The sequence below is a fragment of the Streptomyces sp. NPDC045695 genome, assembly GCF_056432025.1.
This window is the reverse complement of the sequence record NZ_JBWKJU010000017.1, coordinates 83,783-107,860: the sequence shown is the minus strand read 5'-3', so window position 1 is coordinate 107,860 and position 24,078 is coordinate 83,783. Positions and strand designations below refer to the sequence as shown.

25 protein-coding genes are annotated in these 24,078 nt (G+C 72.4%); 14 read left to right on the top strand and 11 right to left on the bottom strand.

Translation table 11 applies throughout. The annotated features are described in order from the left end of the window. Positions 1 to 67: 67 nt before the first annotated feature. Complete coding sequence (locus tag AC07DU_RS25690; protein ID WP_479113840.1) at positions 68 to 886, bottom strand: SCO4651 family lipoprotein; 819 nt, start codon at positions 884 to 886, stop codon at positions 68 to 70. Between the two features lie 231 nt (positions 887 to 1,117). On the opposite strand from AC07DU_RS25690, the gene argG reads away from it, so the two are divergent. Together argG and AC07DU_RS25680 are read left to right on the top strand one after the other, a co-directional pair. Next, complete coding sequence (argG, locus tag AC07DU_RS25685) at positions 1,118 to 2,566, top strand: argininosuccinate synthase (RefSeq protein WP_453370668.1); 1,449 nt, start codon at positions 1,118 to 1,120, stop codon at positions 2,564 to 2,566. 142 nt (positions 2,567 to 2,708) lie between these two features. Then, positions 2,709 to 3,881: an epoxide hydrolase family protein gene (locus AC07DU_RS25680; protein WP_479113838.1), complete on the top strand. Its 1,173-nt coding sequence runs from the start codon at positions 2,709 to 2,711 to the stop codon at positions 3,879 to 3,881. Between the two features lie 54 nt (positions 3,882 to 3,935). Here the strand turns inward: AC07DU_RS25680 and AC07DU_RS25675 are convergent, their stop codons facing one another. Continuing rightward, the gene (locus tag AC07DU_RS25675) at positions 3,936 to 4,484 is read right to left on the bottom strand and encodes a flavoprotein (RefSeq protein WP_360891945.1); all 549 of its coding nucleotides are present in this window, start codon (positions 4,482 to 4,484) and stop codon (positions 3,936 to 3,938) included. Between the two features lie 149 nt (positions 4,485 to 4,633). Here AC07DU_RS25675 and AC07DU_RS25670 point away from each other — a divergent pair, with 149 nt between their 5' ends. The 3 genes from AC07DU_RS25670 (at position 4,634) to AC07DU_RS25660 (ending at position 7,283) form a co-directional block, all read left to right on the top strand. After that, a complete protein-coding gene (locus AC07DU_RS25670; protein ID WP_479113836.1) occupies positions 4,634 to 5,233 on the top strand; it encodes an NIPSNAP family protein in 600 nt (199 codons plus the stop codon). Positions 5,234 to 5,325: 92 nt separating this feature from the next. After that, a complete protein-coding gene (locus AC07DU_RS25665; RefSeq protein ID WP_479113834.1) occupies positions 5,326 to 6,195 on the top strand; it encodes an NAD(P)H-binding protein in 870 nt (289 codons plus the stop codon). A 74-nt stretch (positions 6,196 to 6,269) separates the two neighbouring features. Beyond that, positions 6,270 to 7,283 (top strand): AraC family transcriptional regulator, encoded by a 1,014-nt coding sequence (locus tag AC07DU_RS25660; RefSeq protein ID WP_479113832.1) that lies wholly within the window; start codon positions 6,270 to 6,272, stop codon positions 7,281 to 7,283. Here AC07DU_RS25660 and AC07DU_RS25655 read toward each other — a convergent pair. Both AC07DU_RS25655 and AC07DU_RS25650 read right to left on the bottom strand, forming a co-directional pair. Next, positions 7,264 to 7,803, bottom strand: coding sequence for a GNAT family N-acetyltransferase (locus AC07DU_RS25655; RefSeq protein WP_360891934.1), 540 nt, complete (start codon positions 7,801 to 7,803; stop codon positions 7,264 to 7,266). The genes AC07DU_RS25660 and AC07DU_RS25655 overlap by 20 nt on opposite strands. 100 nt (positions 7,804 to 7,903) lie before the next feature. Next, positions 7,904 to 8,338 carry a hypothetical protein gene (locus AC07DU_RS25650; protein WP_479113830.1) on the bottom strand — a complete coding sequence of 145 codons (435 nt, stop codon included), beginning with the start codon at positions 8,336 to 8,338 and terminating at the stop codon, positions 7,904 to 7,906. Between the two features lie 222 nt (positions 8,339 to 8,560). On the opposite strand from AC07DU_RS25650, the gene AC07DU_RS25645 reads away from it, so the two are divergent. Together AC07DU_RS25645 and AC07DU_RS25640 are read left to right on the top strand one after the other, a co-directional pair. Beyond that, complete coding sequence (locus AC07DU_RS25645) at positions 8,561 to 9,856, top strand: sensor histidine kinase (protein WP_479113828.1); 1,296 nt, start codon at positions 8,561 to 8,563, stop codon at positions 9,854 to 9,856. Positions 9,857 to 9,867: 11 nt separating this feature from the next. Continuing rightward, entirely contained in the window at positions 9,868 to 10,569 is a 702-nt protein-coding gene (locus tag AC07DU_RS25640) for a response regulator (RefSeq protein WP_479113827.1), read from the top strand. A gap of 9 nt (positions 10,570 to 10,578) precedes the next feature. Here AC07DU_RS25640 and AC07DU_RS25635 read toward each other — a convergent pair whose 3' ends face one another. Continuing rightward, positions 10,579 to 11,499: a S41 family peptidase gene (locus AC07DU_RS25635; RefSeq protein WP_479029829.1), complete on the bottom strand. Its 921-nt coding sequence runs from the start codon at positions 11,497 to 11,499 to the stop codon at positions 10,579 to 10,581. A 56-nt stretch (positions 11,500 to 11,555) separates the two neighbouring features. Next, positions 11,556 to 12,056: an anthrone oxygenase family protein gene (locus AC07DU_RS25630; protein ID WP_479029826.1), complete on the bottom strand. Its 501-nt coding sequence runs from the start codon at positions 12,054 to 12,056 to the stop codon at positions 11,556 to 11,558. A gap of 180 nt (positions 12,057 to 12,236) precedes the next feature. Here AC07DU_RS25630 and AC07DU_RS25625 point away from each other — a divergent pair, with 180 nt between their 5' ends. Then, entirely contained in the window at positions 12,237 to 13,601 is a 1,365-nt protein-coding gene (locus tag AC07DU_RS25625; protein WP_479113825.1) for an AMP-binding protein, read from the top strand. A gap of 76 nt (positions 13,602 to 13,677) precedes the next feature. Then, positions 13,678 to 14,625, top strand: coding sequence for a DMT family transporter (locus AC07DU_RS25620; RefSeq protein ID WP_479029820.1), 948 nt, complete (start codon positions 13,678 to 13,680; stop codon positions 14,623 to 14,625). A 167-nt stretch (positions 14,626 to 14,792) separates the two neighbouring features. On the opposite strand, the gene AC07DU_RS25615 is transcribed toward AC07DU_RS25620, so the two are convergent. Beyond that, positions 14,793 to 15,761 carry an AraC family transcriptional regulator gene (locus AC07DU_RS25615; protein ID WP_479113823.1) on the bottom strand — a complete coding sequence of 323 codons (969 nt, stop codon included), beginning with the start codon at positions 15,759 to 15,761 and terminating at the stop codon, positions 14,793 to 14,795. A 101-nt stretch (positions 15,762 to 15,862) separates the two neighbouring features. Between AC07DU_RS25615 and AC07DU_RS25610 the strand changes: the two genes are divergently transcribed. Next, a complete protein-coding gene (locus AC07DU_RS25610; RefSeq protein ID WP_479113821.1) occupies positions 15,863 to 16,801 on the top strand; it encodes an MBL fold metallo-hydrolase in 939 nt (312 codons plus the stop codon). On the opposite strand, the gene AC07DU_RS25605 is transcribed toward AC07DU_RS25610, so the two are convergent. Both AC07DU_RS25605 and AC07DU_RS25600 read right to left on the bottom strand, forming a co-directional pair. After that, positions 16,802 to 17,335 (bottom strand): hypothetical protein, encoded by a 534-nt coding sequence (locus AC07DU_RS25605; protein WP_479113819.1) that lies wholly within the window; start codon positions 17,333 to 17,335, stop codon positions 16,802 to 16,804. It lies immediately after the preceding gene. 17 nt (positions 17,336 to 17,352) lie between these two features. Continuing rightward, a complete protein-coding gene (locus AC07DU_RS25600; protein ID WP_479113817.1) occupies positions 17,353 to 18,063 on the bottom strand; it encodes a 4'-phosphopantetheinyl transferase family protein in 711 nt (236 codons plus the stop codon). A gap of 131 nt (positions 18,064 to 18,194) precedes the next feature. Here AC07DU_RS25600 and AC07DU_RS25595 point away from each other — a divergent pair, with 131 nt between their 5' ends. Then, a complete protein-coding gene (locus tag AC07DU_RS25595) occupies positions 18,195 to 19,586 on the top strand; it encodes a hypothetical protein (protein WP_479113815.1) in 1,392 nt (463 codons plus the stop codon). A gap of 31 nt (positions 19,587 to 19,617) precedes the next feature. On the opposite strand, the gene AC07DU_RS25590 is transcribed toward AC07DU_RS25595, so the two are convergent. Together AC07DU_RS25590 and AC07DU_RS25585 are read right to left on the bottom strand one after the other, a co-directional pair. Continuing rightward, on the bottom strand, positions 19,618 to 20,121 hold the full coding sequence (locus AC07DU_RS25590) for a hypothetical protein (protein ID WP_479113813.1): 504 nt from the start codon (positions 20,119 to 20,121) through the stop codon (positions 19,618 to 19,620). Between the two features lies 1 nt (position 20,122). Further along, positions 20,123 to 20,773: an HAD family hydrolase gene (locus AC07DU_RS25585; protein ID WP_453370650.1), complete on the bottom strand. Its 651-nt coding sequence runs from the start codon at positions 20,771 to 20,773 to the stop codon at positions 20,123 to 20,125. Positions 20,774 to 20,893: 120 nt separating this feature from the next. On the opposite strand from AC07DU_RS25585, the gene AC07DU_RS25580 reads away from it, so the two are divergent. The 3 genes from AC07DU_RS25580 (at position 20,894) to AC07DU_RS25570 (ending at position 23,995) form a co-directional block, all read left to right on the top strand. Beyond that, positions 20,894 to 21,478, top strand: coding sequence for a MepB family protein (locus tag AC07DU_RS25580; RefSeq protein WP_479113811.1), 585 nt, complete (start codon positions 20,894 to 20,896; stop codon positions 21,476 to 21,478). A gap of 74 nt (positions 21,479 to 21,552) precedes the next feature. Beyond that, positions 21,553 to 22,266: a hypothetical protein gene (locus AC07DU_RS25575; RefSeq protein WP_479113809.1), complete on the top strand. Its 714-nt coding sequence runs from the start codon at positions 21,553 to 21,555 to the stop codon at positions 22,264 to 22,266. A 148-nt stretch (positions 22,267 to 22,414) separates the two neighbouring features. After that, on the top strand, positions 22,415 to 23,995 hold the full coding sequence (locus AC07DU_RS25570) for a serine/threonine-protein kinase (protein WP_479113807.1): 1,581 nt from the start codon (positions 22,415 to 22,417) through the stop codon (positions 23,993 to 23,995). Positions 23,996 to 24,078 lie beyond the last annotated feature (83 nt).

The following is a 24,078-nucleotide window of genomic DNA, read 5'->3' as shown; positions in this document are numbered from 1 at the left end:
TAGCCGAAGCGAGAGCCGGTCGTGCGGCTGTGGTCGGCCGACCCCCGTCGGCCGACCACGGTGGGCGTCAGGCCGGGCCGCCGGCCTGCCCGCTCTTGTAGAGCTCGGTGATGTCGGCCGTGTCACCGGCGGGCGGGGCCGATATGGCCTTCGCGCTGCCGAAGGAGAGGAAGTCGAGGTTCATGCTGGTCGTGCCGAAGGTCTGGTTCATGCGGGCCGGCATCCCCTTGTCGTCGACCCAGACGTCCGTGACGACCTCGCCGCCGGCGCTCCCCAGCTTGCCGTACATGGCGGCGGCCTCACCCAGCTTGTCCCCGGGGACCGTCGCACGGTAGTGGGTCGTGGTCTTGCCGTTGACGCTCTCCGTGCCGACCTTGCTGACCCCCTTCGCGTACTTGAGCGTCTTGAGGCCCGCCGTCGGGTCGCTGTTGGCCCCCTTCATGCCGGCCGCGCCCTGCTCGCCGAGGACGGCGGACACGTCGAGCTTCAGCCAGCTCTTGCCCTTGAACGGTCCGTCCGGGCTGGGGTCCACCCCGTAGTAGTACGCGCCCTGGACCATGCGCATGGTGATCGTGCCGTCAGCGACCAGGTCCTCCATCTGTAGGTCCTTGGCCGGCATCTCGGTCTCCATCGCGACCCCGTCGCCCCAGGAGTAGACGCCCTTCATCTGCACGGGCTTCCCGGCGGTCTCGCTGGAGGTCACGACCATGTTGATCTCGGCCGAACCGGCCTTCGACGCCTCGTCGGAGGCGCGCGAGAGCGCCTCGACCAGCGTCTGCGCCGAATCGCCGGCCTTCTCGGCCACCGTCGTCGCGGAGCAGCCGACCGAGCCGGCTGCTATGACCAGCGCCGCGGCGACACCCGTGACGGCCTTGTTCTTCTTCATCCCCACCCCTTGTTCGAGCCGAATTCGCTCTCCCGCAGAGCATATTGGGCAGGACTGACAGTGGCCCAATCCTTTCGGACCGGCTCCACACAGGCGGCCCGGAGTCGCTGGGTGCGGCCCGGCGCCGCCGGGAGCCACCCGGGGCCGCTGGGGGCCGATCCCGGGGCCGCCACCGGAGACGATCCACCGAAGGGCATTGCATGATCATGCGTAGTCATGCATACTCTTCCTATGTCCAAGGTCCTCACCTCCCTGCCCACCGGCGAGCGCGTCGGCATCGCCTTCTCCGGCGGCCTCGACACCTCCGTCGCCGTCGCCTGGATGCGCGACAAGGGTGCCGTCCCCTGTACCTACACCGCCGACATCGGCCAGTACGACGAGCCCGACATCGCCTCGGTGCCCGGCCGCGCCAAGGCGTACGGAGCCGAGATCGCGCGCCTCGTCGACTGCCGAGCGGCCCTGGTCGAGGAGGGCCTCGCCGCGCTCGCCTGCGGCGCCTTCCACATCCGCTCGGGCGGTCGCGCCTACTTCAACACCACGCCGCTCGGCCGGGCCGTCACCGGCACGCTGCTGGTGCGGGCGATGCTGGAGGACGACGTACAGATCTGGGGCGACGGCTCGACCTTCAAGGGCAACGACATCGAGCGGTTCTACCGCTACGGCCTGCTCGCCAACCCCCACCTGCGGATCTACAAGCCCTGGCTGGACGCGGACTTCGTCACCGAGCTCGGCGGCCGCAAGGAAATGTCGGAGTGGCTGCTCGCCCACGACCTGCCCTACCGCGACAGCACCGAGAAGGCGTACTCCACCGACGCCAACATCTGGGGCGCCACCCACGAGGCCAAGACCCTGGAGCACCTGAACACGGGTGTCGAGACCGTCGAGCCGATCATGGGCGTGCGGTTCTGGGACCCCCAGGTGGAGATCCCCACCGAGGACGTGACGATCGGCTTCGAGCAGGGCCGGCCGGTGACGATCAACGGCAAGGAGTTCGCCTCCGCGGTCGACCTGGTGATGGAGGCGAACGCCATCGGCGGCCGCCACGGCATGGGCATGTCGGACCAGATCGAGAACCGGATCATCGAGGCGAAGAGCCGCGGCATCTACGAGGCGCCCGGCATGGCGCTGCTGCACGCCGCGTACGAGCGCCTCGTCAACGCGATCCACAACGAGGACACCCTCGCCCAGTACCACAACGAGGGACGGCGCCTCGGCCGGCTGATGTACGAGGGCCGCTGGCTCGACCCGCAGGCGCTGATGGTGCGCGAGTCGCTCCAGCGCTGGGTCGGCTCGGCCGTCACCGGCGAGGTCACGCTGCGGCTGCGGCGCGGTGAGGACTACTCGATCCTCGACACCACCGGCCCGGCCTTCAGCTACCACCCGGACAAGCTGTCGATGGAGCGCACCGAGGACTCCGCGTTCGGCCCGGTGGACCGGATCGGCCAGCTCACCATGCGTAACCTCGACATCGCCGACTCGCGCGCCAGGCTCGAGCAGTACGCCGGGCTGGGCCTGATCGGCACGGCCGCCCATCCCGCCATCGGCGCTGCCCAGGCTGCCTCGACCGGCCTGATCGGTGCGATGCCGGAGGGCGGCGCCGAGGCCATCGCCTCGCGCGGCGAGGTCTCCGGCGACGAGGAGATGCTCGACCGCGCGGCCATGGAGTTCGGCACCGACTGATATCGGCGCCGACCGCGTACGTCCCGGCCGCCCCGGTCCGCACCCCGCCTGCACCGGGCGGGCGCGGGCCGGGGCGCCGTCGTGCCCCGGTGCCCCCGGTCCGCGGGTCACCCGTCCGGGCGGGACCGCTTAGCGTGGGGCCATGAGTGATCTTGACGAGGGGCTGTACGGGTTCCGGCTCGACGTGCCGCAGGCGGAGCTGGACGACCTCGACGAGCGGCTGGGCCGGGTCCGGTGGCCCGACGAGCTGCCCGGGGCGGGGCAGGCGTACGGGATCGGGCTGGCGCGGGTGCGTGAGCTGGTCGCGTACTGGCGTGAGGGCTACGACTGGCGCGCGGCGCAGGCGCGGCTGAACGAGTGGCCGCAGTTCACCACCCTCATCGACGGCGCGCGGGTGCACTTCGCGCATCTGCGCTCGCCCGAGCCCGACGCGACCCCGCTGCTGATGACCCATGGCTGGCCCGGGTCCTTCATGGAGTTCCAGCGGGTCGCGGGCCCGCTGACGGATCCGCGGGCGCACGGCGGGGACCCGGCGGACGCCTTCCACCTCGTCCTGCCGAGCATTCCCGGTTTCACGCTGTCGGGGCCGACCGTCGAGGCGGGCTGGGAGTTCAAGAGGGCGGCGCGGGCGTTCGCGGTGCTGATGGCGCGGCTCGGATACGAGGTGTACGGGGTCCAGGGCGGGGACTGGGGGGCGGCCATCTCGCGGGAGCTCGGGCGGATCAGGCCCCGGAACGTGATCGGGGTGCACCTGAACCTGCTGCCCGGGGGTGGCGCTACGGCGCAGCCGGAGGAGGACGAGCTGGCCGCGCTCGACCCGGCGGAGCGCGAGCGGACCCTGGCTTCCTGGGAGCGGTACCGGACGTGGGTGCGGGAAAGGCAGGGATACGCCGATATCCAGGCGACCCGGCCGCAGACCCTGGCGTACGCCCTGAACGACTCGCCGGTCGGGCTGCTCGCCTGGATCGCCGAGAAGTTCGACGAGTGGAGCGATCCCTCCTGCCCGGTCGACCGGGACCAGATGCTGACGAACGTGATGCTGTACTGGCTCACCGGCACGGCGGGCAGCGCGGCCCGGATCTACTACGAGCGGGCCCATGCCGACTACGCGGGCCAGCCGCCCCAGCAGTCGGCCACCCCGACCGCCCTGGCCGACTTCCCCCGGGACAACTTCATCCCGCTGCGGCACGTCGCCGCGCGTACCGACTCGATCGTGCGCTGGACATCGTACGACCGGGGCGGCCATTTCCCCGCGATGGAGGTGCCCGACCTGCTGGTGGAGGACGTACGGGCCTTCTTCCGCGGGCTGCGGTGACCGGCGACGGAGCCGGGGACGGGACCGGGGCCTGACCGGGGGCCTGGCGGGCCGTCAGGTACGGGGGGCGGCGACGCGGTCGACGGCGTCCAGCGCGGCCTGCCACGGGAAATGGGGAGGGTTGTCCGGGCCGGCGGGGCCGGGGGTGAAGCCGTTCTCGCCGTAGAGGACCTCGGCTCCGGCGGCGCGCAGGGTGGCCAGGGACTGGTCGAACCGGGGGTGCGCGGCGAGGGCGGCGTTCGTGCAGGGCATGGTGACGACGGGGGTCCCCTTGCCGGTGGCCTCGGCGGCGACACCGACGGTGAAGCGGTCGGTGAGGCCGAGGGCCCAGGAGTTGACGGTGTTGAAGGTGGCCGGGGCGAAGAGGAGGGCGTCGGCGGCCGGCCATACGTCGGCTTCCCCGGGCATCTTGTACTGCCAGCGGACGGGGTGGCCGGTCAGGGCGGCCAGTCCGTCCAGGCTCTCGGACAGCCAGTGCGCCGCGGTGGGGGTGAGTCCCAGGCATACGTCCCAGCCGCGGGCCTGGGCGTTCTCGATGACGTGGGCCACGTCGAAAACGGGCGGGGCGGCGGAGCAGAGCAGATAGAGAGTCCTCGTGGTCATGTCGCCATATGATCATACTCTGGACCTCAACCATCCTTGAGCTCCCCTCCCTTCCCCTGCGTACGCCCTCTGACGGCCTGCCAGACGCCGCGGCCCCGCGCCTACTCCACTGTCAGGAGATGTCAGGGAACCGGCCCTAGCCTCCGGGCATGGACCTCATCGTCGAACTCAGGCAGTACACCTGCCACCCGGGCGCCCGCGACACCCTCATCGACCTCTTCGAGAGGGAATTCGTCACCGGACAGGAGACGGCCGGCATCACCGTGGGCGGCCGGTTCCGGGACCTGGACGACCCGGACCGCTTCGTGTGGCTGCGCGCCTTCCCGGACATGGCGGCGCGGACCCGGGCACTGCACGCCTTCTACGGCGGCCCCGTCTGGCAGGCGCACCGCGAGCGGGCCAACGCGACCATGCGGGACTCGGACGACGTGCTCCTGCTGCGCGGACCGGGCTTCGCCGCATCCGACGCGCCGGGTCCGGTCGTCGCGACCCTCTGCCACCCCCTGGACGGCACCTTCGCCGACCACTTCGAGCAGCACCTGCGCCCCGCGCTGGCCGCCGCGGGGACCCCCGCTCGGGCGGTACACCGCTCGGAGCACGCGGAGAACGAGTTCCCCGCCCTGCCGGTACGGACCGGTGAGGACGTCCTGCTCTGGTTCACGGCGCCCCAGGCGCCGGCCCTGCCGGACCTCTCGGCCCACCTGAAGTCGCCTCCGCAGCGGCTGCGGCTGGAGCCGGTCCACCGGTAGCGGCTCACAGGGCGGGGCGGGTTGGACGTACGCGTATGTGGCTGAGCTTTTCGGCTATGTCGCCGCTCGCCCCGTCCCACTTGACTGGGGTCATGACGCAGACCACGAAGAACGACACGCAGAGCACCCGGACCGTACGCACCACCGACCAGGCCCTGGCCCTCGTGATCGGGGGCACCGGCAAGACGGGCCGCAAGGTCGCCGGGAAGCTCGCCGCCCAGGGCCGGCCGGTGAGGGTCGGCTCCCGTGGCGGTGAGCCCGCCTTCGACTGGAACGAGCCCGCCACCTGGACCGCGGCGCTGGAGGGCGTCGACCGGGTGTACGTCACCTACTACCCCGATCTCGCCCTCCCGGGCGCCGCCGACCAGGTGGGCGCCTTCGCCGAGGCGGCGGTGGCGGCCGGAGCGCGCCGTCTGGTGCTGCTGTCGGGGCGCGGCGAGGAGGCCGCGCAGCTGGCCGAGGAGAAGCTGAAGGCCTCCGGGGCGGACTGGACCGTCGTCCGCTCCAGCTGGTTCAACCAGAACTTCGACGAGAGCTTCTTCCTTGAGCCGGTACTGGCCGGCGAGATCGCCCTGCCGACGGGGGACGGCGTCGAGGCGTTCGTCGACACCGAGGACGTCGCCGACGTGGTGGTGGCGGCTCTGAGCGACGACCGGCACATCGGCAGGACCTACGAACTGTCCGGACCGCGCCTGCTGAGCTTCGCCGACGTCGCCGCAGAGCTGTCGAAGGTCACCGGCCGTGAGATCGCCTACGTGCCGGTTTCGGGCGAGGACTACCGTGCGGTGCTGCGCGCGAACGATCTGCCGGAGGACTTCGCCGACTTGTTCACCCTGATCCTGGACGGGCGCAACGCGCACCTGGTCCACGGGGTCGAGGAGGTGCTGGGGCGCGCGCCGAGGGACTTCGCCGACTACGCCCGCGAGGCCGCCGCGACCGGCGTGTGGGACGTGACGTCCTGAACCTGAGCCTGAACCGCAACCTCCCCTCGGACCCGGGCCGGCCCGGGCTGTGGCGGTTCGGGGAGGATGTGCGCATGGATACGTTGACCGGTCTCCTCGAAGGCCCCAAGGCGCGGGGTGCCTTCCTCCTGAAGTCCGTCCTCGATCCACCGTGGTCCGTGCGGATCGAGGACCGCGCCCCGCTGTCCGTCGTGACGATGGTGCACGGTACGGCGTGGCTGCTGCCCGAGGGGGAGGACGCCGAACCCGTACGGATCGGCCCCGGTGACGTGGCGGTGGTCCGGGGGCCCGAGCCGTACAGGGTCGCCGACTCCCCTGAAACACCGGTGCAGATCACGGTGGGCCCGGATCAGCGGTGCAGCACGCAGGCGGGCGAGGACGTCTCCGACTCCATGGCGCTGGGCGTGCGTACCTGGGGCGCCGCCTCTCCGGGCGCCGGGGCGGCGGTGATGCTGAGCGGGACCTATCAGGCCCCCAGTGAGATCGGCCGCCGGCTGCTGGATGCCCTGCCCACGATCCTGGTCCGCCCTGCGGGGGCCGCGGACGCCACCTTGATCACGCTGCTCGCTTCGGAGATCTCGCGTGAGGAACCGGGGCAGGAAGTGGTCCTGGACCGGTTGCTGGACCTGCTGCTGATCGGGGTGCTGCGGGCGTGGCCGACGGCCGCGGGATCGGGCGCCCCGGCCTGGTACCGGGCCGGGGGCGATCCGGTGGTCGGACCGGCGCTGCGGCTGCTGCACGAGAACCCGGCGCACGGCTGGACGGTGGAGGAGCTGGCCCTGCGGGTCGGCGTCTCCCGGGCCTCGCTGGCCCGCCGCTTCACGGAGGTCGTCGGGGAGCCGCCGGCGGGCTATCTGACCGGCTGGCGGCTGGCTTTGGCGGCCGACCTGCTGCGCGAGCCGGACGCCACGGTCGCGACGGTGGCCCGCCGGGTCGGCTACGGCAGTGCCTTCGCCTTGTCCACGGCCTTCAAGCGGGTCCGCGGTGTCAGCCCCAGGGAGTTCCGCGCGGGCGCGAGCGGACCCGTCCCGGCCGCGCTCGGGCCGGGGCCGGGGGGCACGGTGGTCCTTACAGAGCGGGGTCCGTAGCCGTAGCCGCGGCCGTATCCGGACCCGCGGGCAGGGTGAGCACGCCGACCTTCTGGTCCCCGGCGAGCTCGCCCGTGGGGCGGAAGCCCAGGCCCAGGTAGAAGGGTTCGGGGCTGTTCTGGCCGGGGTGCCAGCTGACGTACGCCAGGCTGGTCCCGCGGCGGAGGATCTCCTCGCAGACCGCGCGGACCGCGAAGCGGCCGTAGCCCTTGCCCTGGTGGTCGGCGTGGACGTTCAGGCGCCAGATGCCGGAGCGCCGGTCGGCGGGGTCGGTGGCCGGATCCCAGGGGAAGTCGAGGAAGGCCATGACGAAGCCGACCACGTCCTCCCCGTCGACGACGGCCCGCGGCCAGGCCCTCTCCCCGTGGACGTAGGCCTCTGCCAGCGACTTCACCACGGGGGAGACCAAGTGCGCCTGGTCGGGGCGTACCTGGAGCGCGCAGACCGCGTCGAAGTTCTCCTCGGTCACGGGTTCCAGGCGCAACGGGCGCGGCGACGAGGTGATCATGTCCTTGGGCATGATCTCAGCTTAAGGGCGGCCGGGTCGGCGAACGGGGGCGAGGGGTCTGCGCCGCCTTGAGGCCGGTGCAGACCCCCGGCGAAAACCGGGCCCGGGAAGGCTAGAAGGCGGCTCGGCAGTTCAGCAGCTTGGTCGTGCCGACCTTGCGGTCGCAGGCCCAGGCTTTGACCTCCTTCTTGTTCTTGAAGGTCCAGCTCTTCGAGCCGTTCACCACGGCCACGTAGTTCTTCACGGGGTACCAGGCGCCGTTCCTGAAGTCCTGGTAGGACAGGGCGAGGACGGCCTCGTACCCGTCACCCGCCACCTTGTCCTTGGCCGTGGCACCCTTGAACGATCCGGCGTAGAGCTTTTCCTTGGTCTCGGGGATCTCCCCCGACACGTGGTACTCGTACGTGCCGCTGATCTCGGCCTTGCCGCTGCCGGAGGTCTTGTTGAAGCCGATGGTGGCCGCGCCGGCGGTGCCGGCCAGCCCGATGACGAGGGCGGAGGCCACGGCGGAGGCTCCGAGGAGGGTGCGCTTCACAACGAGGGTCATGGCGGTGTCTGCCTTTCTCGGGGAGTGGAGCGGTCGACAGAAAACTAGGCGAGCGGTGCGCCCCGCATCGGCACGCACCGGGATGATTCGGATCTCCACCCTGCGCGGGTGGCGCGCGGCCGGCCTGCAACTCCAGCGGTAGTCGGGGCGTGCCCGCGCGGTACGCGCCGGTGCTGCGGCTGACCCATGGCTCCGGCGTGCCGAGGCCCGTAAGCTGCGCCGATGCACGCTGCATTCGGGTTTCTCGACGGTCCCGCGGGAAGGTCCCGGTCCCTGGTCGTCGACGCGCTGCTGGCGCTGGGCTACGCCGGCGCGGGGCTGTTGCTGGGGCAGGAGCAGCCGCCGCTCGGATGGCGGGGCATGGACGCCTTCGGAGGCGTGCTGACCGTCCTGGTGGGTCTGGTCATGGTGGCCCGCCGGATCGCGCCCGTCGTCGTGTTCGGTTCCAGCAGCGCGCTGTGGGTCCTGTTCATCGCCTGCGGGTACTGGCCGGTGGTCAACTCGATGCCCCCGCTCCTGGGCCTGTACACCGTCGCGGCGACCCGCCAGGTACGTACGTCCGTCGTGTGTACGGCAGTCGTGTCCGCGATCTGGGTGTACGCGGGTCTGAGCAACGCCGCCAACGGTTCCATGCCGACCGTCCTCGCCCAGGCGGTCCTGTTCCCGGCGGTCGTCTTCGTCGTCGGGCGCGGCTCCGGAGCACTCGCCGAGCGGAACCGGCAGTTCGCCGCACTGACCTTCCAACTGCGCAGGCAGCAGGAGGAGAACGCTCGCCAGCTGCTCACCGAGGAACGGGTGCGCATCGCGCGGGAACTGCACGACGTGGTCGCGCACCACATGTCCGTGATCTCGCTCCAGGCGGGCATGGCCTCGTACGTGTTCCCCACCGACCCGTCGGCCAGCCGGCGGGCCCTGGACGTCATCGCCGCCACCAGCAGGGAGGCGCTGGAGGAGATGCGCCGCATGCTGGTGCTCCTGCGGGTCGGCCAGGAGGCGCCGACGGACCCGGACGGCGGTGACGCGCTGGGAGGCGGCGGCGACGCGCTGGAGGACGGCGGTGGCTACGCGCCGGCCCCCGGGCTCGACCTGCTGGAGAGCCTGCTCGACCGGGTGAGGGGAGCGGGAGTCCACGTCACGCTGGAGGTCGCCGGCCCTCCCACCCCGCTGCCGCAGGGCATGGACCTGTGTGTCTACCGGGTGATCCAGGAGGCGCTGACGAACGTGCTGAAGCACGCGGGGCCCACCCGGGCGCATGTCGCCATACAGTACGAAAGCCCCGCCCTCGTGGTGTGCGTGACCGACGAGGGAGACGGCAGCTTCCAGCCAAACAAGGCGATAGCACCCGGTCATGGATTGATCGGGATGAGCGAACGGGCGAAAATCTACGGCGGGGCAGTCACCGCTGGCCCCCGTACCCTCGGCGGATTCGAGGTCCGACTGGTCCTTCCGGCACCCACCATCAGTGGCCGGCTGGACGGTCCGCCGGCCCCCGGCCCCGGGGACGGCCGCTCCCGGTGAGGATTTCCCCGATGCCCACGGTGCTGGTGGTCGACGATCAAGTGCTCATCCGTGTCGGGCTCGTGTCCCTGCTGAACGCCGCGCCGGGACTGTCCGTGGTCGGCGAGGCCTGCGACGGTGAGCAGGCGGTCCGGCAGGCGGAGGCCACCACACCCGATGTCATCCTCATGGACCTGCGCATGCCGGGCACCGACGGCATCACCGCGACGCGACGCATACTCGGCGGGGCCGGCGACACGGCACCACGGGTTCTCGTGCTGACCACCTTCGACCAGGACGAACACGTCTACAACGCCCTGCGCGCGGGCGCCTGCGGGTTCTTACTGAAGGAAACGCCTCCCGAGCGCCTGATCGCCGCCATCCACACCGTCGCCTCGGGCGACATGCTCTTCGCGCCGACGGTCACCCGGCGCCTGATCGAGGCGTACCACCCCGGGCCGACACCGCCTGCGGTGATCGCCCCGGAATGGCACACCGTGACCAACCGCGAACGCGACGTCCTGCGTCTGGTGGCCACCGGGTTGACCAACACGGAGGTCGCCCAGCGGCTCTTCATCAGCGAAGCCACCGTGAAGACCCATCTCAACCGCGCCATGGCCAAACTGGGCCTCTCCAGCCGCGCCCAGGTCGTCGTCTTCGCCTACGAGACCGGTCTGGTGACGCCGGGCGGCCCGACGGCCCTGCCGCAGTCCGCCGGCTTCACACAGTGGTGAACGGCGGCGTCAGCCCGTCGCGGGACCGGAGTCCGGCTCCGCCTCCAGGCGCCGCAGGGCGGCCTTGAGCGCGGTGTCGAGCGCCTGGACCGCCGGGACCCGGACGTCGGGAACGACGCCCACGCCCTCCCAGTTGGTGCCGGTGACGGTGTTGACGGCGCGGGCTTGCGGCACGGTCACCAGGATGTGCTCGGCGACCGCGTGGCGGGCGGTCGGGTGGGCGCCGCCCCGGGTCGTCGCACCGACGACGACGGCGCGGCCGTGTGCCTGCAGGGTGTACGCCACGTCCTCGCCTCCGGAGAACGTGATCTCGCTCGTGAGGACGTAGACGGGGCGGTCCGCGTAGCGCGGCGCGGGCAGGTGCGCGGTCGTCCAGAACTGGCGGGTCGTGTCGGTGGTCCGGTCGTAGATGTCGGTCAGGTGCACCTGGTCGTCGGGGAAGAAGTAGCTGCACCACATCGCGGCCCCCTCCGGCGACCCGCCGAGGCAGCCACGCAGGTCCAGCACGAGCGCGGAGCTGAGCGCGACCAGTTGCATGGCGGCGCCGATCACGCTCGCGCCCTCCGCGGCGGTCGCGATGCGGTTGAGCTCGATGAGCCCGATGTTCCCCTCCAGCCGCTCGACGCGCTGGACCCCCTGGTTCTCGGCCCTCATGCGGGCGAGGAAAGCGGCCTCGCCGCCGTCCTCGTCCTGCGGCACCAGCGACTGCGGCTCTTCCGTCCACAGCAGTCGCAGATGCTTGTCCGGGCACGCCTCCTGAAGGTCGGCCGTCACCGCCTCACACAGAGCCGGCCCGTCCAGGCCCTCGTACGCGCCCGCCGCCAGCCGACCCCGGATCGCGGCATCGATGACAACGGCCTTTTCGGGAAAGACATAGCCTGCACTGATCCGGTCCAGGGCCTGTCCGATGATTTCCTCGTTAGTGATCACAACCGGTCATGCTAGGCAGCCAACAGGCGGGCTCGCCAACGGCTTTCAGCCGGCGGTCAGCTTCCCTGGCCGTGCAGCACCAGCGCCCAGGCGAGCAGGGCGAGGGCGGCCGTGCACAGCACCGCCCGCCACAGGTTCGCGCGCACCCAGGGCGCCTCGAAGGCGCGCCGCACGGCTGCGGGATCGGTGATCGTCTCGACCGGACCCGCTGCCTGGAGGGCGTTGTTCAGCGGGATGTTCACCCGGGCCGTGACGCCCATCGCCGCGAGGTAGGCGAGGAGCGCGCCGATCAGCGGCGCCAGCGCCCCGCGCTCGCCGGGTCCGATGGCGTGGAGCACCACCGCCACCGAGGTGAACAACAGTGCGCCGAGGTAGCCGAGCATGAACCAGCCGTTGAGGATGGCCACGTTGACGCGCTGCATCGTCTCGATCAGGGTCCGGTCGCCGCTGCGCCGAAGGCCCGGCATGACCGAGACCGAGAACCCGTAGAAGAGGCCGCTCACCGAACCCATGGTGATCGTCGCGGCGATCAATGACGCGAACCGTGCCGTTTCCACGCGGAGCCCCCCGGGACGAGAAATGGGTCATCGAACGGTCAAGTCCTGCCGATCATAAGTGCGGACCGGGCCGTGCCGCCCCCGTAGTCTGACCGTGTCCGTCCGCACCATCCGTGTCCGTGCGTATCCATCCGTATCCACCCGTATCCATCCGTACCGTCGCCGAACGGAGTCGCCGCCATGCTGCTGACCGCCCTCACCGGTATCCACGGGGACCGCGCGGACGCGCTCACCGTCGCCGGCCGCACCACTTCCTACGAGGAACTGCTCGGCGCGGCGGGCGCGGTGGCCGCCGACCTCGCCGGAGCCCCCTTCCCCGCCTTCGCCGTGACGGCCACGGCCTCCCTGGAGACCGTGGCCGCCGTGGTCGGCGGCCTGCTGGCCGGACTGCCCTGCGTACCGCTGCCGCCCGACGCCGGGCCCGCCGAGCGCGAGCACATCCTGCGCGACTCCGGGGCGCACCTGATCGAGGTGGACTACGCACGGCGCGCGGCCGCGCCGCCGACCCGCACGACGGCCGCGCCCGGCGACCCGGCGCTGATCCTCTACACCTCCGGGACCACGGGCCCGCCCAAGGGCGTGGTCCTCAGCTCCGCCGCGATCGCCGCCGACCTGGACGCGCTCGCCGAGGCCTGGCAGTGGAGCGCCGAGGACACCCTGGTGCACGGCCTGCCGCTGTTCCACGTCCACGGCCTCGTCCTCGGGGTCCTGGGCGCGCTGCGCACCGGCAGCCGCCTCGTGCACACCGGGCGGCCGACGCCCCAGGCCTACGCGGAGGCCGGCGGCAGCCTGTACTTCGGCGTTCCCACCGTGTGGTCCCGCATCGCCGGGGCGCCGCAGGCCGCTGCGGCGCTGACCGGGGCCCGGCTGCTGGTGTCGGGCAGCGCGGCCCTGCCCTCGCCCGTCTTCCGCGACCTCGAACGCCTCACCGGGCACCGGATCGTCGAGCGGTACGGCATGACCGAGAGCCTGATCACCCTCAGCGGCCGCGCCGGCGGCGAGGTCCGGCCGGGCACGGTCGGCACGCCGCTCACGGGCATCCGTACGCGCATCGCCGCCGAGCCGGGCGCCGACATCGGGGAACTCCAGCTCACCGGGCCCACCCTGTTCTCCGGCTATCTGGGCCGGCCCGAGGCGACCGCCGCGGCGTACACCGAGGACGGCTGGTTCCGCACGGGCGACATCGCGGCCGTCGACGAGGCGGACGGAGTGCACCGGATCGTGGGCCGCGCCTCCATCGACATGATCAAGTCCGGCGGGTACCGGATCGGCGCGGGCGAGGTCGAGAACGCGCTGCTGGACCACCCCAAGGTGAGCGAGGCGGCCGTGGTCGGGGTCCCGGACACGGACCTGGGCCAGCGGATCGTCGCCTTCGTCGTCGCCGAGGGGGTCACCGGCGCCGAGCTCACCGAGTTCGTGGCCGCGCACCTGTCGACGCACAAGCGCCCGCGCGAGGTCCGATTCGTGGCCGCGGTGCCGCGCAACGCCATGGGCAAGCCGCAGAAGCGGCTGCTGCTGAACGAGGAGCACCAGGAGCGGACCTAGAGGGGGTTTCCCCGCGGCCGCGGCCGCGGGGAAACCCCCTGGGCAAGCGCACGGCGGCGTAGGTACGTTGACCTGTATGGATCACACGGCCGATGGCCATAGAACCGATCAGCGAGCCCTGGCAGCGGCGGCCGTCACCGTCGTACTGTGGGCCTCCGCCTTCGTCTCCATCCGTTCGGCGGCCGCCCACTACGAGCCGGGGGCGCTGGCTCTGGGACGGCTCCTGACGGCCTCGCTCGCCCTGGCGGTCGTGCTCGTCGTCAAGCGGGTCCCCTTGCCCCCGCGCCAGGCCTGGCCGGGGATCCTGGCCTCCGGAGCGCTGTGGTTCGGCTTCTACATGGTGGCGTTGAACTGGGGCGAGCAGGGCGTGGACGCCGGCACCGCGGCCATGATCGTGAACATCGGCCCGATCGTGATCGCCCTGCTCGGTGGGTGGCTGCTGGGGGAGGGGTTCCCGCCGAAGCTGCTGGCGGGCATGGCCGTCTCCTTCGCCGGCGCGGCCGTCGTGGGCCTGTCCACCTCCAAGGGCGGCTCCGCCTCCCTGACCGGCGTCCTGCTCTGCCTGCTGGCCGCCCTCGCCTACGCGGCCGGGGTCGTCTCGCAGAAGCCCGCGCTGAAGTACGCGAGCCCGCTCCAGGTGACCACGTACGGCTGCTTCGTCGGCACGGCGCTGACCCTGCCGTTCGCCGGGCAGTTGCTGTCACAACTGCCCCAGGCACCGACGGCGGCCACCCTCAACATGGTCTACCTGGGCCTCTTCCCGACGGCCCTGGCCTTCACCACCTGGACGTACGCCCTCGCCAGGACCACCGCCGGAAAGCTGGGCGCGACCACCTACGCGGTGCCCGCCGCCGTGGTGCTCATCGCCTGGATCGCGCTCGACGAGATCCCCGGCTGGCTGACCCTGCTGGGCGGTGCGATCTGCCTGGCCGGTGTCGCCGTCTCCCGCAGCCGCCGCCCCGCCCACCGCGTTCCCGCGACGGTGCGGCCGAGCGACGGCGCGAGCGTGCACCGCGCCGACTGACCGCGCCTCCGGGGACGGCCGGGGTCAGTTCGCGCCGGGGTCAGCTCGCGCCGGGTGACGCGGTGTGCTCGGCGTCGAGTTGGTGGTCGGCCCAGACGTAGCGCCCCGGAACCAGGTCGGTGAGGGGAACGGTACGGATGCCGTCGGCGCGGCATCCGCCCCGGGGCTCATGCACTGGTGCCGGCGACGTCCGGGGACGAGGACAGTGAGGGGGAGGCCGCGGCCTGTGCCCGGTAGCGGCCCGGGGTCGTGCCGAATTCGCGGCTGAAGGCGTGCGAGAGGGCGTAGGGGGTGCCGTAGCCGACCTGGCGGGCGATGGCGGCCAGCGGCTTGTCGCCGTCGCGCAGCAGCGCCGCGGCCAGGCTCAGCCGCCACCACGTCAGATAGGCCATGGGGGGACGGCCGACCAGGGAGGTGAAGCGCCGGGCGAGGGTGGGGCGCGAGACCCCCGCCTGCTCGGCGAGGCGCTCGTTGGTCCAGGGCGCGGCCGGGTCCGAGTGCAGGGCCCGCAGAGCCGCGGCCGCCACCGGGTCGCCCAGCGCGGCCGACCACACGCCCGTCGTGCCCTCGGCCACCCAGGAACGGATCATGTAGACGAGGAGGAGGTCGAGCAGGCCGGGGACGGCGATGCCGGAGCCGGGCCGCATCTCGGCCAGCTCCCGGCCCAGCAGGTCGATGGCGGCCCGGAGTTCGGGGCGGCCTCCCACCCGGTTCGGCAGGTGGACGACCTTCGGCAGTTCCGCCATCAGGGGGTGCACCCGATCGCGGTCGAGCCGGTACTTCCCGCACAGCATCTCCACCACCCCCGAGCCGTCCCGCACGCCGCCCGCCGCGAGCGGCTCGCGCATCGCGTCCCACCGCCCGAACGGCACCGCCCGCTCCACCGCTCCCGCGTCGGCCGGACGATCGGCGATCACATGACCCGTGCCGTACGGCAGCAGCACCGCGTCACCCGGGCCCAGCGAGAGCGGGTCGCCCCCGTCGGGCAGCAGCCAGCAGCTGCCCTCCAGCACGACGTGGAAGCCCGCGCCGTCGTACGGGTCGAGCCGCGTGCACCACCTCCCGCTCACCCGTACCCGCTGCGAGGAGGGCCGCCCGATGCGGACGGCGGAGATCGCGTCACTCACCACGTCCATCCGGCCACGGTATCCCGGGCGTCAAGGACGAGACGCCCGCGTATCCGCATGAGCCGTATGGGCATTGAGCGGCTCACCGCACTCTTCCTAGAGTCGACGGCATGACGAGCGAGAGCAAGCAGTCCCTCATGCTGGGGGACGTCGAGATCATCCGGGTCGTCGAGTGGCAGGGCGCCTTCGCCCCGGCCCGCGGCCTCCTGGCCGACTCCACGGCCGAGATGTGGCAGGACAACGAAGCGTGGCTGGCGCCCGACCACTGGCACCCCGACGAGGACGCGGCGGTCATGGCCCTGCAGACGTGGGTCCTGCGCAGCGCCGGACGGACCGTCCTGGTCGACACCGGGGTGGGCAACGGCCGCGAACGGCCCCACTCGCCGCAGTTCCACCACTGGCAGGGGGACTTCCTCGACCGCCTGACAGCCGCGGGGATCCGCCCCGAGGACGTCGACATCGTCGTCAACACCCATCTCCACGCCGATCACGTCGGCTGGAACACCCACGACGCCGCAGGCGAGTGGCTCCCGACCTTCCCCAACGCCCGCTACCTGATCCCGGCGGCCGACGACTTCCACTTCGGCCCCCGCAACTCCTACGGCGGCGGCCTGAGGCCGGACGACCGCCTGATGTACGAGGACAGCGTCGCGCCCGTCCACCGGGCCGGGCAGGCGGTGTTGTGGGACGGCGTCCACCGCATCGACGAACACCTCACCCTGGAGTCGGCACCGGGCCACACCCCTGGCTCAGCCGTGCTGCGCGTGACCTCCGGCGGCGAGCGGGCGGTCTTCGTCGGCGACCTCCTGCACAGCCCGGTGCAGATCCTCGCCCCCTCGTGCAACAGCTGCTTCTGCCTGGACGCGGACCAGGCGGCGACCACCCGCCGCCGGATCCTCGAACGGGCCGCGGCCGACCGGGAACTGGTCTTCCCCGCCCACTTCGCGGGATCCGGCGCGCTGGAGATCCGCCGTGAGGCCGACACCTTCGCCCCCGCCCGATGGGCCTCCTGGCGCGCCTCCGAGGCCACCGGCGGCCGACGGGCTTGATCAGGGGGCGGGGTCCGGCCCCCCGGGGCCCGATGTGTCCCCTTCGGACGCGTCGAGCGCCGCCAGGAGCACCCGTGCCTCGGCGTGCGCCCGGGGAACGTCGACGTCTTCGCAGACGACTTCGAGACCGAGCGCGGCGTACTGCGGCTTGCCGGGGAAGGCGTAGTACGACTGGTAGGCGAAGTAGGCGCGCAGCCCGTCGGCGGGGTCGCGGCCGACCGACAGACCGGCGGAGCGCTCCTCCGTGGCCGGGCCCGAGAGGAGCGTGCGGGTACGGGTCTCGCTGAGGTGCAGCTCCCGCTCGTAGGGCTCCGGTGTGAGGGGCAGGCCGAGCACCGCACGGGCGAACTCCCGGACGTGCGCGGCGTCGTCGAAAGCGAGGAACTCGCTGAAGACGGGCAGGGCGGCCAGCAGCAGCCAGCGCCGGGAGCCGCCCGCGCCGGCCCCGGTGGGCTCGTAGGCGACGGACAGGACGCACGGCCGCTCCTCCTCCGGCGCCTTCCACGCGTAGGTGAACACCTGCTCGAAGTCCATGACGCCGGAGCTCCCGTTCACTGCGAGGAAGGGGCGGCGACCGCGAGCGCCGCCGTGTAACCCGCGGGGGCCGGCAGGTCCGTCAGGGTCCAGTCGGCGACCGTCGCAGGGGTGGGGCCGCAGCCGACGTACGGCTCCACCAGGCCGAGGGCCAGACCCCGGCCGATGGCCTTGAGGCAGGCCTCCTTGCGGGACCAGACACGGGCGAGCGCGGCCCGTCGCTCGCCCGGCTCCAGGGCGGTCAGCTCGGCGCTCTCCGCCGGGTGCAGGGTGGGCAGCACGTCGGCGACCGCCTCCGCGCTCGGGGTCTCCTCCACGTCCACACCGACCGGCACCGCCGCGAACGCGAAGTAGGCCATGTCGCCGCTGTGCGAGAGGGAGAAGTGGACGGCGCCCCCGCCTACGGCGGGACGGCCGTGCGGACCGCCGCAGCACGGGCAGTCCTCCCGGACCAGACGCACGTCCCGCGCGGGCATCCCCAGGTAGCCGCCCAGGAGCACCCGCAGTCCGACGTGCGAGGCGAGGTAGCGCTGCCGGGCACCGAGCCGCAGGAGCCGCCCGGCCCGCTCGCGTTCGTCGGCGTCCAGCACCGCCGCGGCCTCGGCGACCCGGTGCCCGCCGACGACGTCCTGCAGGGTGTCCATCGACCAGACGGCCACGGCCGCGCCCTTGAGGGGCGGGCCGATCCGCGGCACGCCGCCGCCGAGTTGCTCCACGTACTCGATCACCCGACCGAGAGTAGACCAGAGGGCCGGTGAACCGACCGCCGCCTCGTGCCGTCCCCGTCCCCCAGGCTGCGCGACATCCGCTCTCCGCGACACCGTGCATCGGGGCGCCGCGAGTTGAGTACGGTCTGCTCATGCACATCAATGCAGCGGAGCAGCAACGGGGGCATGTCCTCCTGATAGCAGGAGACGTCGCCGTGCGCCGACGTACGGTACAGCTCGCGCCCAGCGCCAATCTCGCTGCCCTCGCGATGGTGCCGGCCGCCATGCTGCTGGACAGTCAGATCCCCAGCGACACCGTGTGCCTCGACGGGGCCCGCGACCCGAACACCGTCCTGACGCGCCTGCGCGCGGCCGCCGCCACACCGGGCCCCTTGCTGCTCTACCTCTCGGGCCGGCTCACCGTCGACCGCCGTAGCCGCCAGCTCCACCTCGCCCTGGCGGGCACCACGCCGGGCACGGTCCGCTACACCTCACTGCCCTGGCAGTGGCTGGCCACCGAACTGCGCGGCCGGCCCGCGGGACTGACGACCGTGCTGCTCGACCTCGCCGCCGACAAGGAGGCATGGCCGCTGCTGCAGGAGTACGGCCACCTGCCCGCCTCGCCCTGGGCGGAGGTGTACGGGGTGGTGTGCCCGCCCGCCTTCGCCACCACGGGCTCCGCGGTGAGCAGTTACACCCGGCACTGGATCGACCAGCTGCGTCACAGTCCCGCCCGGCCCGCCAACGTCAACCTGCACGCCCTGGCGGTAGGTGCGGCGGCGCTGCCACCGGGCACCCTCGTGCTGCCGAGTGCCCACGAACTCGGCACGCGGCCCGCCGCACAGCAGCAACACCAGCAAGAGCAACACCAGCAAGAGCAACACCAGCAAGAGCAACACCAGCAAGAGCAACACCAGCAAGAGCAACACCAGCAAGAGCAACAACAGCAAGAGCAACAACAGCAAGAGCAACACCAGCAACAGGGCCCCTCGCGAGGGCAGAAACCGGAGCACCCGCGGCCGCATCCGCCCGAACCGGCGGTCCCCCCGGCCCCCGCTGCGAGCCCGGCCCCCGCTCCCAGCCCGGCCTCAGCCCCCGCCGCCCAGGATCCCCGGCCGCACCTCCACGCCCTGGCCACCGGCGGACGCCATCACGAGGCGGCCGCCCTCGCCCAGGCATGGGAGCAACACGTCCTGCAGACCCACGGGTACGCCTCCCCGGAAGCGACCCAGTGGGCGGAGATCCGCGCCGACCTCGCACGGATGGCGGGCGATTTCCGCCTCGCCACCCGGCTCTGGATCGGCGCCGGCCAGGCCCGCCTGTCCCGCCAGGGCCCGGGCGATCCCGAGGTGCACGCCGCTGCGGCCGGGGCCCTCCACTGCTGGACCCAGCTCAAGGACCGGGCAGCGGCGATCGATGCCGGGCCCGAGCTGATCCGCTTCCTGCGCGTCCTGCCGTCCCTGGACCCCCGCCACCTGCACCTGACCGAGCAGAGACTGGAGGCGCTGCGCACCGCTCACAGCCCGCGCGCCCTCCACCCGTAGCGGAGTAGAGGCGACGGCCACAAGACACCCTCTAGGGGAGCGCGCTGCTCACGGCGTCGACGAGCATCATCCACAGGGGCTGGCCGCCCGTGCCGAACGCCGAGGCCAGGGCGTAGCCGATCGCGGCGTCCGCGGGCTGGATCCGGGACCCTTCCTTCCATTCGGCGACGACCGTCTCGTCCCCGTCGCAGGAGAAGTCACCGATGTGCACCCCGTCGCGGGTCAGGCGGCTGCTGGGGACGGAGTCCGGGACCAGGCGGTACCTCACACCGCCGTACTCCACGTCCACCCGGTACGAACGCCTGCTCAGCCTGCCCTTCGCCGGCCGCACGTCGGCCCGCGCGCCGTCGATCCGCAGGGTGAGGTGGGCGGGGTCGCGCGTGCCGATGGCGGTGTGCGGCTCCACCGGCGCTCGCGGGCCGCGCTCCAGGACCACGTGCGGGATCGCCTCACCGCTGACCTCAAGACGCGCGTGGCCGTCCTGCCGGACGGTGATGCCGCCGAAATGCGTGTCGTCGATGGGTGCGCGGGTCATGTCACACCCCGGCGATGAGAGCGGGCAGTTCGCGCATGTCGTGGAACACGACGGTTCCGGTCCCTTCGAGCCGCCCGGCCGGGGTCAGGCCGCCCGCGTAGCCGAAGGCCCGCATACCGGCGGCGCGGGCGGCCTGGACGCCGGGCCGGCTGTCCTCGACCACCACACACCGCGCCGGGTCGACACCCATCTGCCGTGCGGCGTGCAGGAACAGGTCCGGGGCGGGCTTGCCGCGGGTGACCTCGGTGGCACTGTAGATGCGGCCGGCGAAGCGTTCGTAGAGGCCGGTGCGGCCGAGGGTGTGGCGCATCTTCTCGTGCGAGCCGCTGGACGCGACACAGGTCGGCAAGGTGATCGCGTCGAGTGCCTCGGGCAGTCCCTCGACGGCGGACAGCCCGGCGTCCACTGCCTCGCGGTGGAGCTGTTCGAACCGTTCCCGCCAGACGGCGGCCGTCTCGTCGCCGAGCCGGGCGGCGACCTGCTCGGCCACCGAGGCGTTGGAGCGCCCGATGAACCGGTCGATGACCTCGTCCTCGGTGAGCGGCCAGCCCAGCTCCGCTCCCAACGCGACCTGGACGCGCGTCGCGAGGGGTTCGCTGTCGACCAGAACCCCGTCGCAGTCGAATATCACGAGTTCAATCGGCTTGATCATTCCCGCAGCATAAAGCCGACCGGAAGGACGCAGCCGATGTCCAAGCTCTCAGCCCGCGAACCGAGCGCGCAGGGCCGTCCGCGTACCGGTGAAGCCGCGTACCCGTGACAAGGTGAACGCATGACGCCGGACCGCACGCGCCCCTCCCCTCGCCACCCCACCGCTCTCCACCCCACCACCCCCTCACCGTGGCCGGACACCGCACCGGTCCACGGTGATCTCCTCGCGGCGAAGGCGCTCGTCTACGACCCCTGTGGATTCACCTGCTCGCAGCCGGTCCCCGAGGCCGAGAGCGCCGAGTACGCCGCCCACACCTTCACCCTGGACGGCCGCGCCGTCCGGTTCCGCGCAGCCAGGACGACCCCGACCAAGGTCGGCCAGTTCGTCACCGTGTGGAAGAGGTCGCCGGGCGGGCCCATCCAGCCCTTCGACGCCACGGACCCCGTCGACCTCTTCGTCATCAGCAGCCGCGAGGGCCACCACTTCGGCCAGTTCGTGTTCCCCCTCGACGTGCTCCGCCGCCGCGGGGTCGTGTCGGAGAACGGCTCCGGCGGGAAGCGGGCCTTCCGCGTCTACCCGCCCTGGGTGACCACCACCAACCGCCAGGCCGGTACGGCGCAGGCGTGGCAGCTGGACCACTTCCTGCACCTTCCCCCGGACCGGTCCGTGGACGCCGCCCGCGCCGAGGAGCTCTACCGCCCGTAGGCCGCCGCGTCGGCTGCGCTCCGGCGGCCCGTGTGATCATGTCCGTCGGCACATCCGCACCTCATGGGGGGACCATGCGCACCCGCACCACCGCCGCCGCGACCGGCCTCGTTGCCGCGCTGTCGGCCCTGCTCGTCCTGGCCGGATGCACGACGCCGGGCGGGAGCGGACCCAAGGCGGTGCACTCCACGGCGTCCACGTCCCCGGTCCCGCAGGGCAGCGGGTCCGGTTTCGAGGGGCCCCGGCCACAGGACCAGAACCTGTTGGCGTGGACGGGCGACCCCAATGACGCGGGGCACGTCACGGCCCAGTCGGCCGCCGGGGTCGGCGGGCGGATCACCCTGGTACGGATCGTGCTGCGCGAGCAGATCACCTGGTCCAACATCTGGCTCGGCCTCGCCGGGATCGACCCGAACGCCCAGCTCGCCAACTGCTACCTCGGCGTGTACGACGCCACCGGCGCCCGCGTCGCGGCCACCCCGGACATCTCGCCCCAGCTGATGACCGATCCGATCGCCAAGCCCCTGGCCCTCGACAAGCCGTTCACCGCCGCCCCCGGCACCTACTTCATCGCCCTGCTCCTCAACGGCAATTGGGCCACCAATGCCCTCACCCTGAAGTCCACGGGCGCCGGCATCTCGGTGAACGCCGGTCTGACGCCGCCGCTACTGCGGTACAGCACCGTCCTGACCGGTCAGACCTCGCTGCCCGCCACCCTGAACCTCGCCGAGCAGTCCACGAGCACCATCAACACCGGCTGGGCCAGCCAGTGGTACGGAATCTCCTGAGCTCCTGAGCTCCCTGTCACGCGGGACACGCGGGACACGCGGGACACGCGGGACACGCGGGACACGCGGGCACGGGCGGCCCCTACGGTGCCCGGCGGGGGTCCGTACACTGCGGCCCTGACAACGGGCATCGGGACAGGGGGAGTCGGTGGAGTCTTTGCGGCCTGGTGACCCGCCGGAGATCGGGGGGTACCGCCTGCTGGCGCGTCTCGGCGCGGGAGGAATGGGTGAGGTGTTCCTGGCCCGGACGGCGTCCGGCCGACCGCTGGCCCTGAAGACCGTGCACCGCGACCTGAGCCTTGAGCCGGACTTCGCCGAACGGTTCGACCGGGAGATACGCGCCAACGACCGCGTGCGCTGCGCGTGGACGGTCTCGGTGGTGGATTTCAGCCCGCCGGGTTCGTCGCCGCAGTGGCTGGCGACGGAGTACATCGCCGCTCCGTCGCTGGGCGACTGGGTGAGCCGGTACGGGCCGCTGGCGGAACCGGCCCTGTGGTGTCTGGCCCGGGAGCTGTCGGCCGCGCTCGTCACCGTTCGGGCGGCGGGGGTGGTCCACCGTGACATCAAGCCGGCGAACGTGCTGCTCGGCGCGCAGAGGCCCTTCCTCATCGACTTCGGCATCGCCCGGGCGGTGCGCGACCCCCGCCACACGCGGACCGGCACGGTGGTCGGTACGCCGGGATACCTGGCACCGGAGCAGGCCACGGGCGCCGTGGCCTCGGCCCCGGCCGACGTGTTTTCGCTCGCCGCCGTACTCGTGTACGCCGCCACCGGCCGCAGTCCCTTCCTGGCGGGCGGCGAGGAGCTTTCCCTGCCCGCCCTCCTGTACCGGATCGTTCACGACGAGCCCCGGCTCGACGGCGTACCCGATTCACTGCTTCCGCTGGTGCGCGCGTGCCTGGCCAAGGACCCTGCCCTGCGCCCGACCGCCGAGGAGGTACGGGCGCGGCTGGGCGCCGCCGAGGAGGAGGACTGGCTCAGGGCTGTGCCACCGGCCCTGCTGGAGGAGACCGGGCGCCGGGAGGCCGAGCTGCGGCGCCTGCTCGCCGACGCGCAGCCACCGACGCCGGCCGTTCCCCCGGCGCCGCTATCGGAACCGGCGCGCGCCTTCGCGGCTCCCGGCACTCCGCCGCCCCCACCCGCTGTGCCGGAACGCCGCCGTGGACGGTTGCCCAGTCGGCCACGCGTGCTGGGCGCGGTCGCAGGCGCCGCGGCCCTCGCGGTGGCCGTCACGCTCGCGGTCCGGCTCCTCGGTGGCGGCGACGGTGACGCGGCGGCTCCCTCCGCCTCGGCCACGCCCTCCTCACCGGCGCAGCAGTCCTCCGCGTCGGCTCTGCCGGCGGCGTGGGTCGGAACGTGGTCCGGTGTCGGCTCCGGGACGCCGGGCGCGGACAGCATCACCCAGGCGCGTACGGGGGAGTTCGCCGTCACGGTCACCCTGAACGCCGGGGCCGTGGGCGACATCGTTGGCCGGCAGGTCAGCGACCTGAAGGAGCTCTCCACCGGGCGGAACCTGGGATGCACGGAAGCCCTCGAGCTGAGGCAGATCAGCCGCAACAGCGTGGTCTTCGCCGCGGTGACCAGCCATCCGACGGACCGAGCGGCCTCCTTCGACTGCCCCCGGGGCAACCTCTACGTACTGACGATGGCGGAACCGGACCGGCTGACCCTCGAGTCGGAAGGAGCGCAGTCGGCCGGCGCTCCCGACACCCTGACCCGCCGCCACTGACCACGGCCCCCCTGCGGGGAACGGGCCGCTGTCAGTGCGCCGGGATAAGGTCCCTCTCGAAGTCCTCATCATCAAGATCCTCA

What these genes read in the sequence shown, in the direction of transcription:
- argG (WP_453370668.1), top strand. Translation starts at nt 1,118, where the DNA reads ATGTCCAAGGTCCTCACCTCCCTGCCCACCGGCGAGCGCGTCGGCATC.
- AC07DU_RS25590 (WP_479113813.1), bottom strand. Translation starts at nt 20,121, where the DNA reads ATGACCCGCGCACCCATCGACGACACGCATTTCGGCGGCATCACCGTC.
- AC07DU_RS25580 (WP_479113811.1), top strand. Translation starts at nt 20,894, where the DNA reads ATGACGCCGGACCGCACGCGCCCCTCCCCTCGCCACCCCACCGCTCTC.
- AC07DU_RS25625 (WP_479113825.1), top strand. Translation starts at nt 12,237, where the DNA reads ATGCTGCTGACCGCCCTCACCGGTATCCACGGGGACCGCGCGGACGCG.
- AC07DU_RS25645 (WP_479113828.1), top strand. Translation starts at nt 8,561, where the DNA reads ATGCACGCTGCATTCGGGTTTCTCGACGGTCCCGCGGGAAGGTCCCGG.
- AC07DU_RS25660 (WP_479113832.1), top strand. Translation starts at nt 6,270, where the DNA reads ATGGATACGTTGACCGGTCTCCTCGAAGGCCCCAAGGCGCGGGGTGCC.
- AC07DU_RS25675 (WP_360891945.1), bottom strand. Translation starts at nt 4,484, where the DNA reads ATGACCACGAGGACTCTCTATCTGCTCTGCTCCGCCGCCCCGCCCGTT.
- AC07DU_RS25575 (WP_479113809.1), top strand. Translation starts at nt 21,553, where the DNA reads ATGCGCACCCGCACCACCGCCGCCGCGACCGGCCTCGTTGCCGCGCTG.
- AC07DU_RS25655 (WP_360891934.1), bottom strand. Translation starts at nt 7,803, where the DNA reads ATGCCCAAGGACATGATCACCTCGTCGCCGCGCCCGTTGCGCCTGGAA.
- AC07DU_RS25690 (WP_479113840.1), bottom strand. Translation starts at nt 886, where the DNA reads ATGAAGAAGAACAAGGCCGTCACGGGTGTCGCCGCGGCGCTGGTCATA.
- AC07DU_RS25605 (WP_479113819.1), bottom strand. Translation starts at nt 17,335, where the DNA reads ATGGACTTCGAGCAGGTGTTCACCTACGCGTGGAAGGCGCCGGAGGAG.
- AC07DU_RS25680 (WP_479113838.1), top strand. Translation starts at nt 2,709, where the DNA reads ATGAGTGATCTTGACGAGGGGCTGTACGGGTTCCGGCTCGACGTGCCG.
- AC07DU_RS25670 (WP_479113836.1), top strand. Translation starts at nt 4,634, where the DNA reads ATGGACCTCATCGTCGAACTCAGGCAGTACACCTGCCACCCGGGCGCC.
- AC07DU_RS25640 (WP_479113827.1), top strand. Translation starts at nt 9,868, where the DNA reads ATGCCCACGGTGCTGGTGGTCGACGATCAAGTGCTCATCCGTGTCGGG.
- AC07DU_RS25585 (WP_453370650.1), bottom strand. Translation starts at nt 20,773, where the DNA reads ATGATCAAGCCGATTGAACTCGTGATATTCGACTGCGACGGGGTTCTG.
- AC07DU_RS25610 (WP_479113821.1), top strand. Translation starts at nt 15,863, where the DNA reads ATGACGAGCGAGAGCAAGCAGTCCCTCATGCTGGGGGACGTCGAGATC.
- AC07DU_RS25620 (WP_479029820.1), top strand. Translation starts at nt 13,678, where the DNA reads ATGGATCACACGGCCGATGGCCATAGAACCGATCAGCGAGCCCTGGCA.
- AC07DU_RS25595 (WP_479113815.1), top strand. Translation starts at nt 18,195, where the DNA reads ATGCACATCAATGCAGCGGAGCAGCAACGGGGGCATGTCCTCCTGATA.
- AC07DU_RS25615 (WP_479113823.1), bottom strand. Translation starts at nt 15,761, where the DNA reads ATGGACGTGGTGAGTGACGCGATCTCCGCCGTCCGCATCGGGCGGCCC.
- AC07DU_RS25665 (WP_479113834.1), top strand. Translation starts at nt 5,326, where the DNA reads ATGACGCAGACCACGAAGAACGACACGCAGAGCACCCGGACCGTACGC.
- AC07DU_RS25650 (WP_479113830.1), bottom strand. Translation starts at nt 8,338, where the DNA reads ATGACCCTCGTTGTGAAGCGCACCCTCCTCGGAGCCTCCGCCGTGGCC.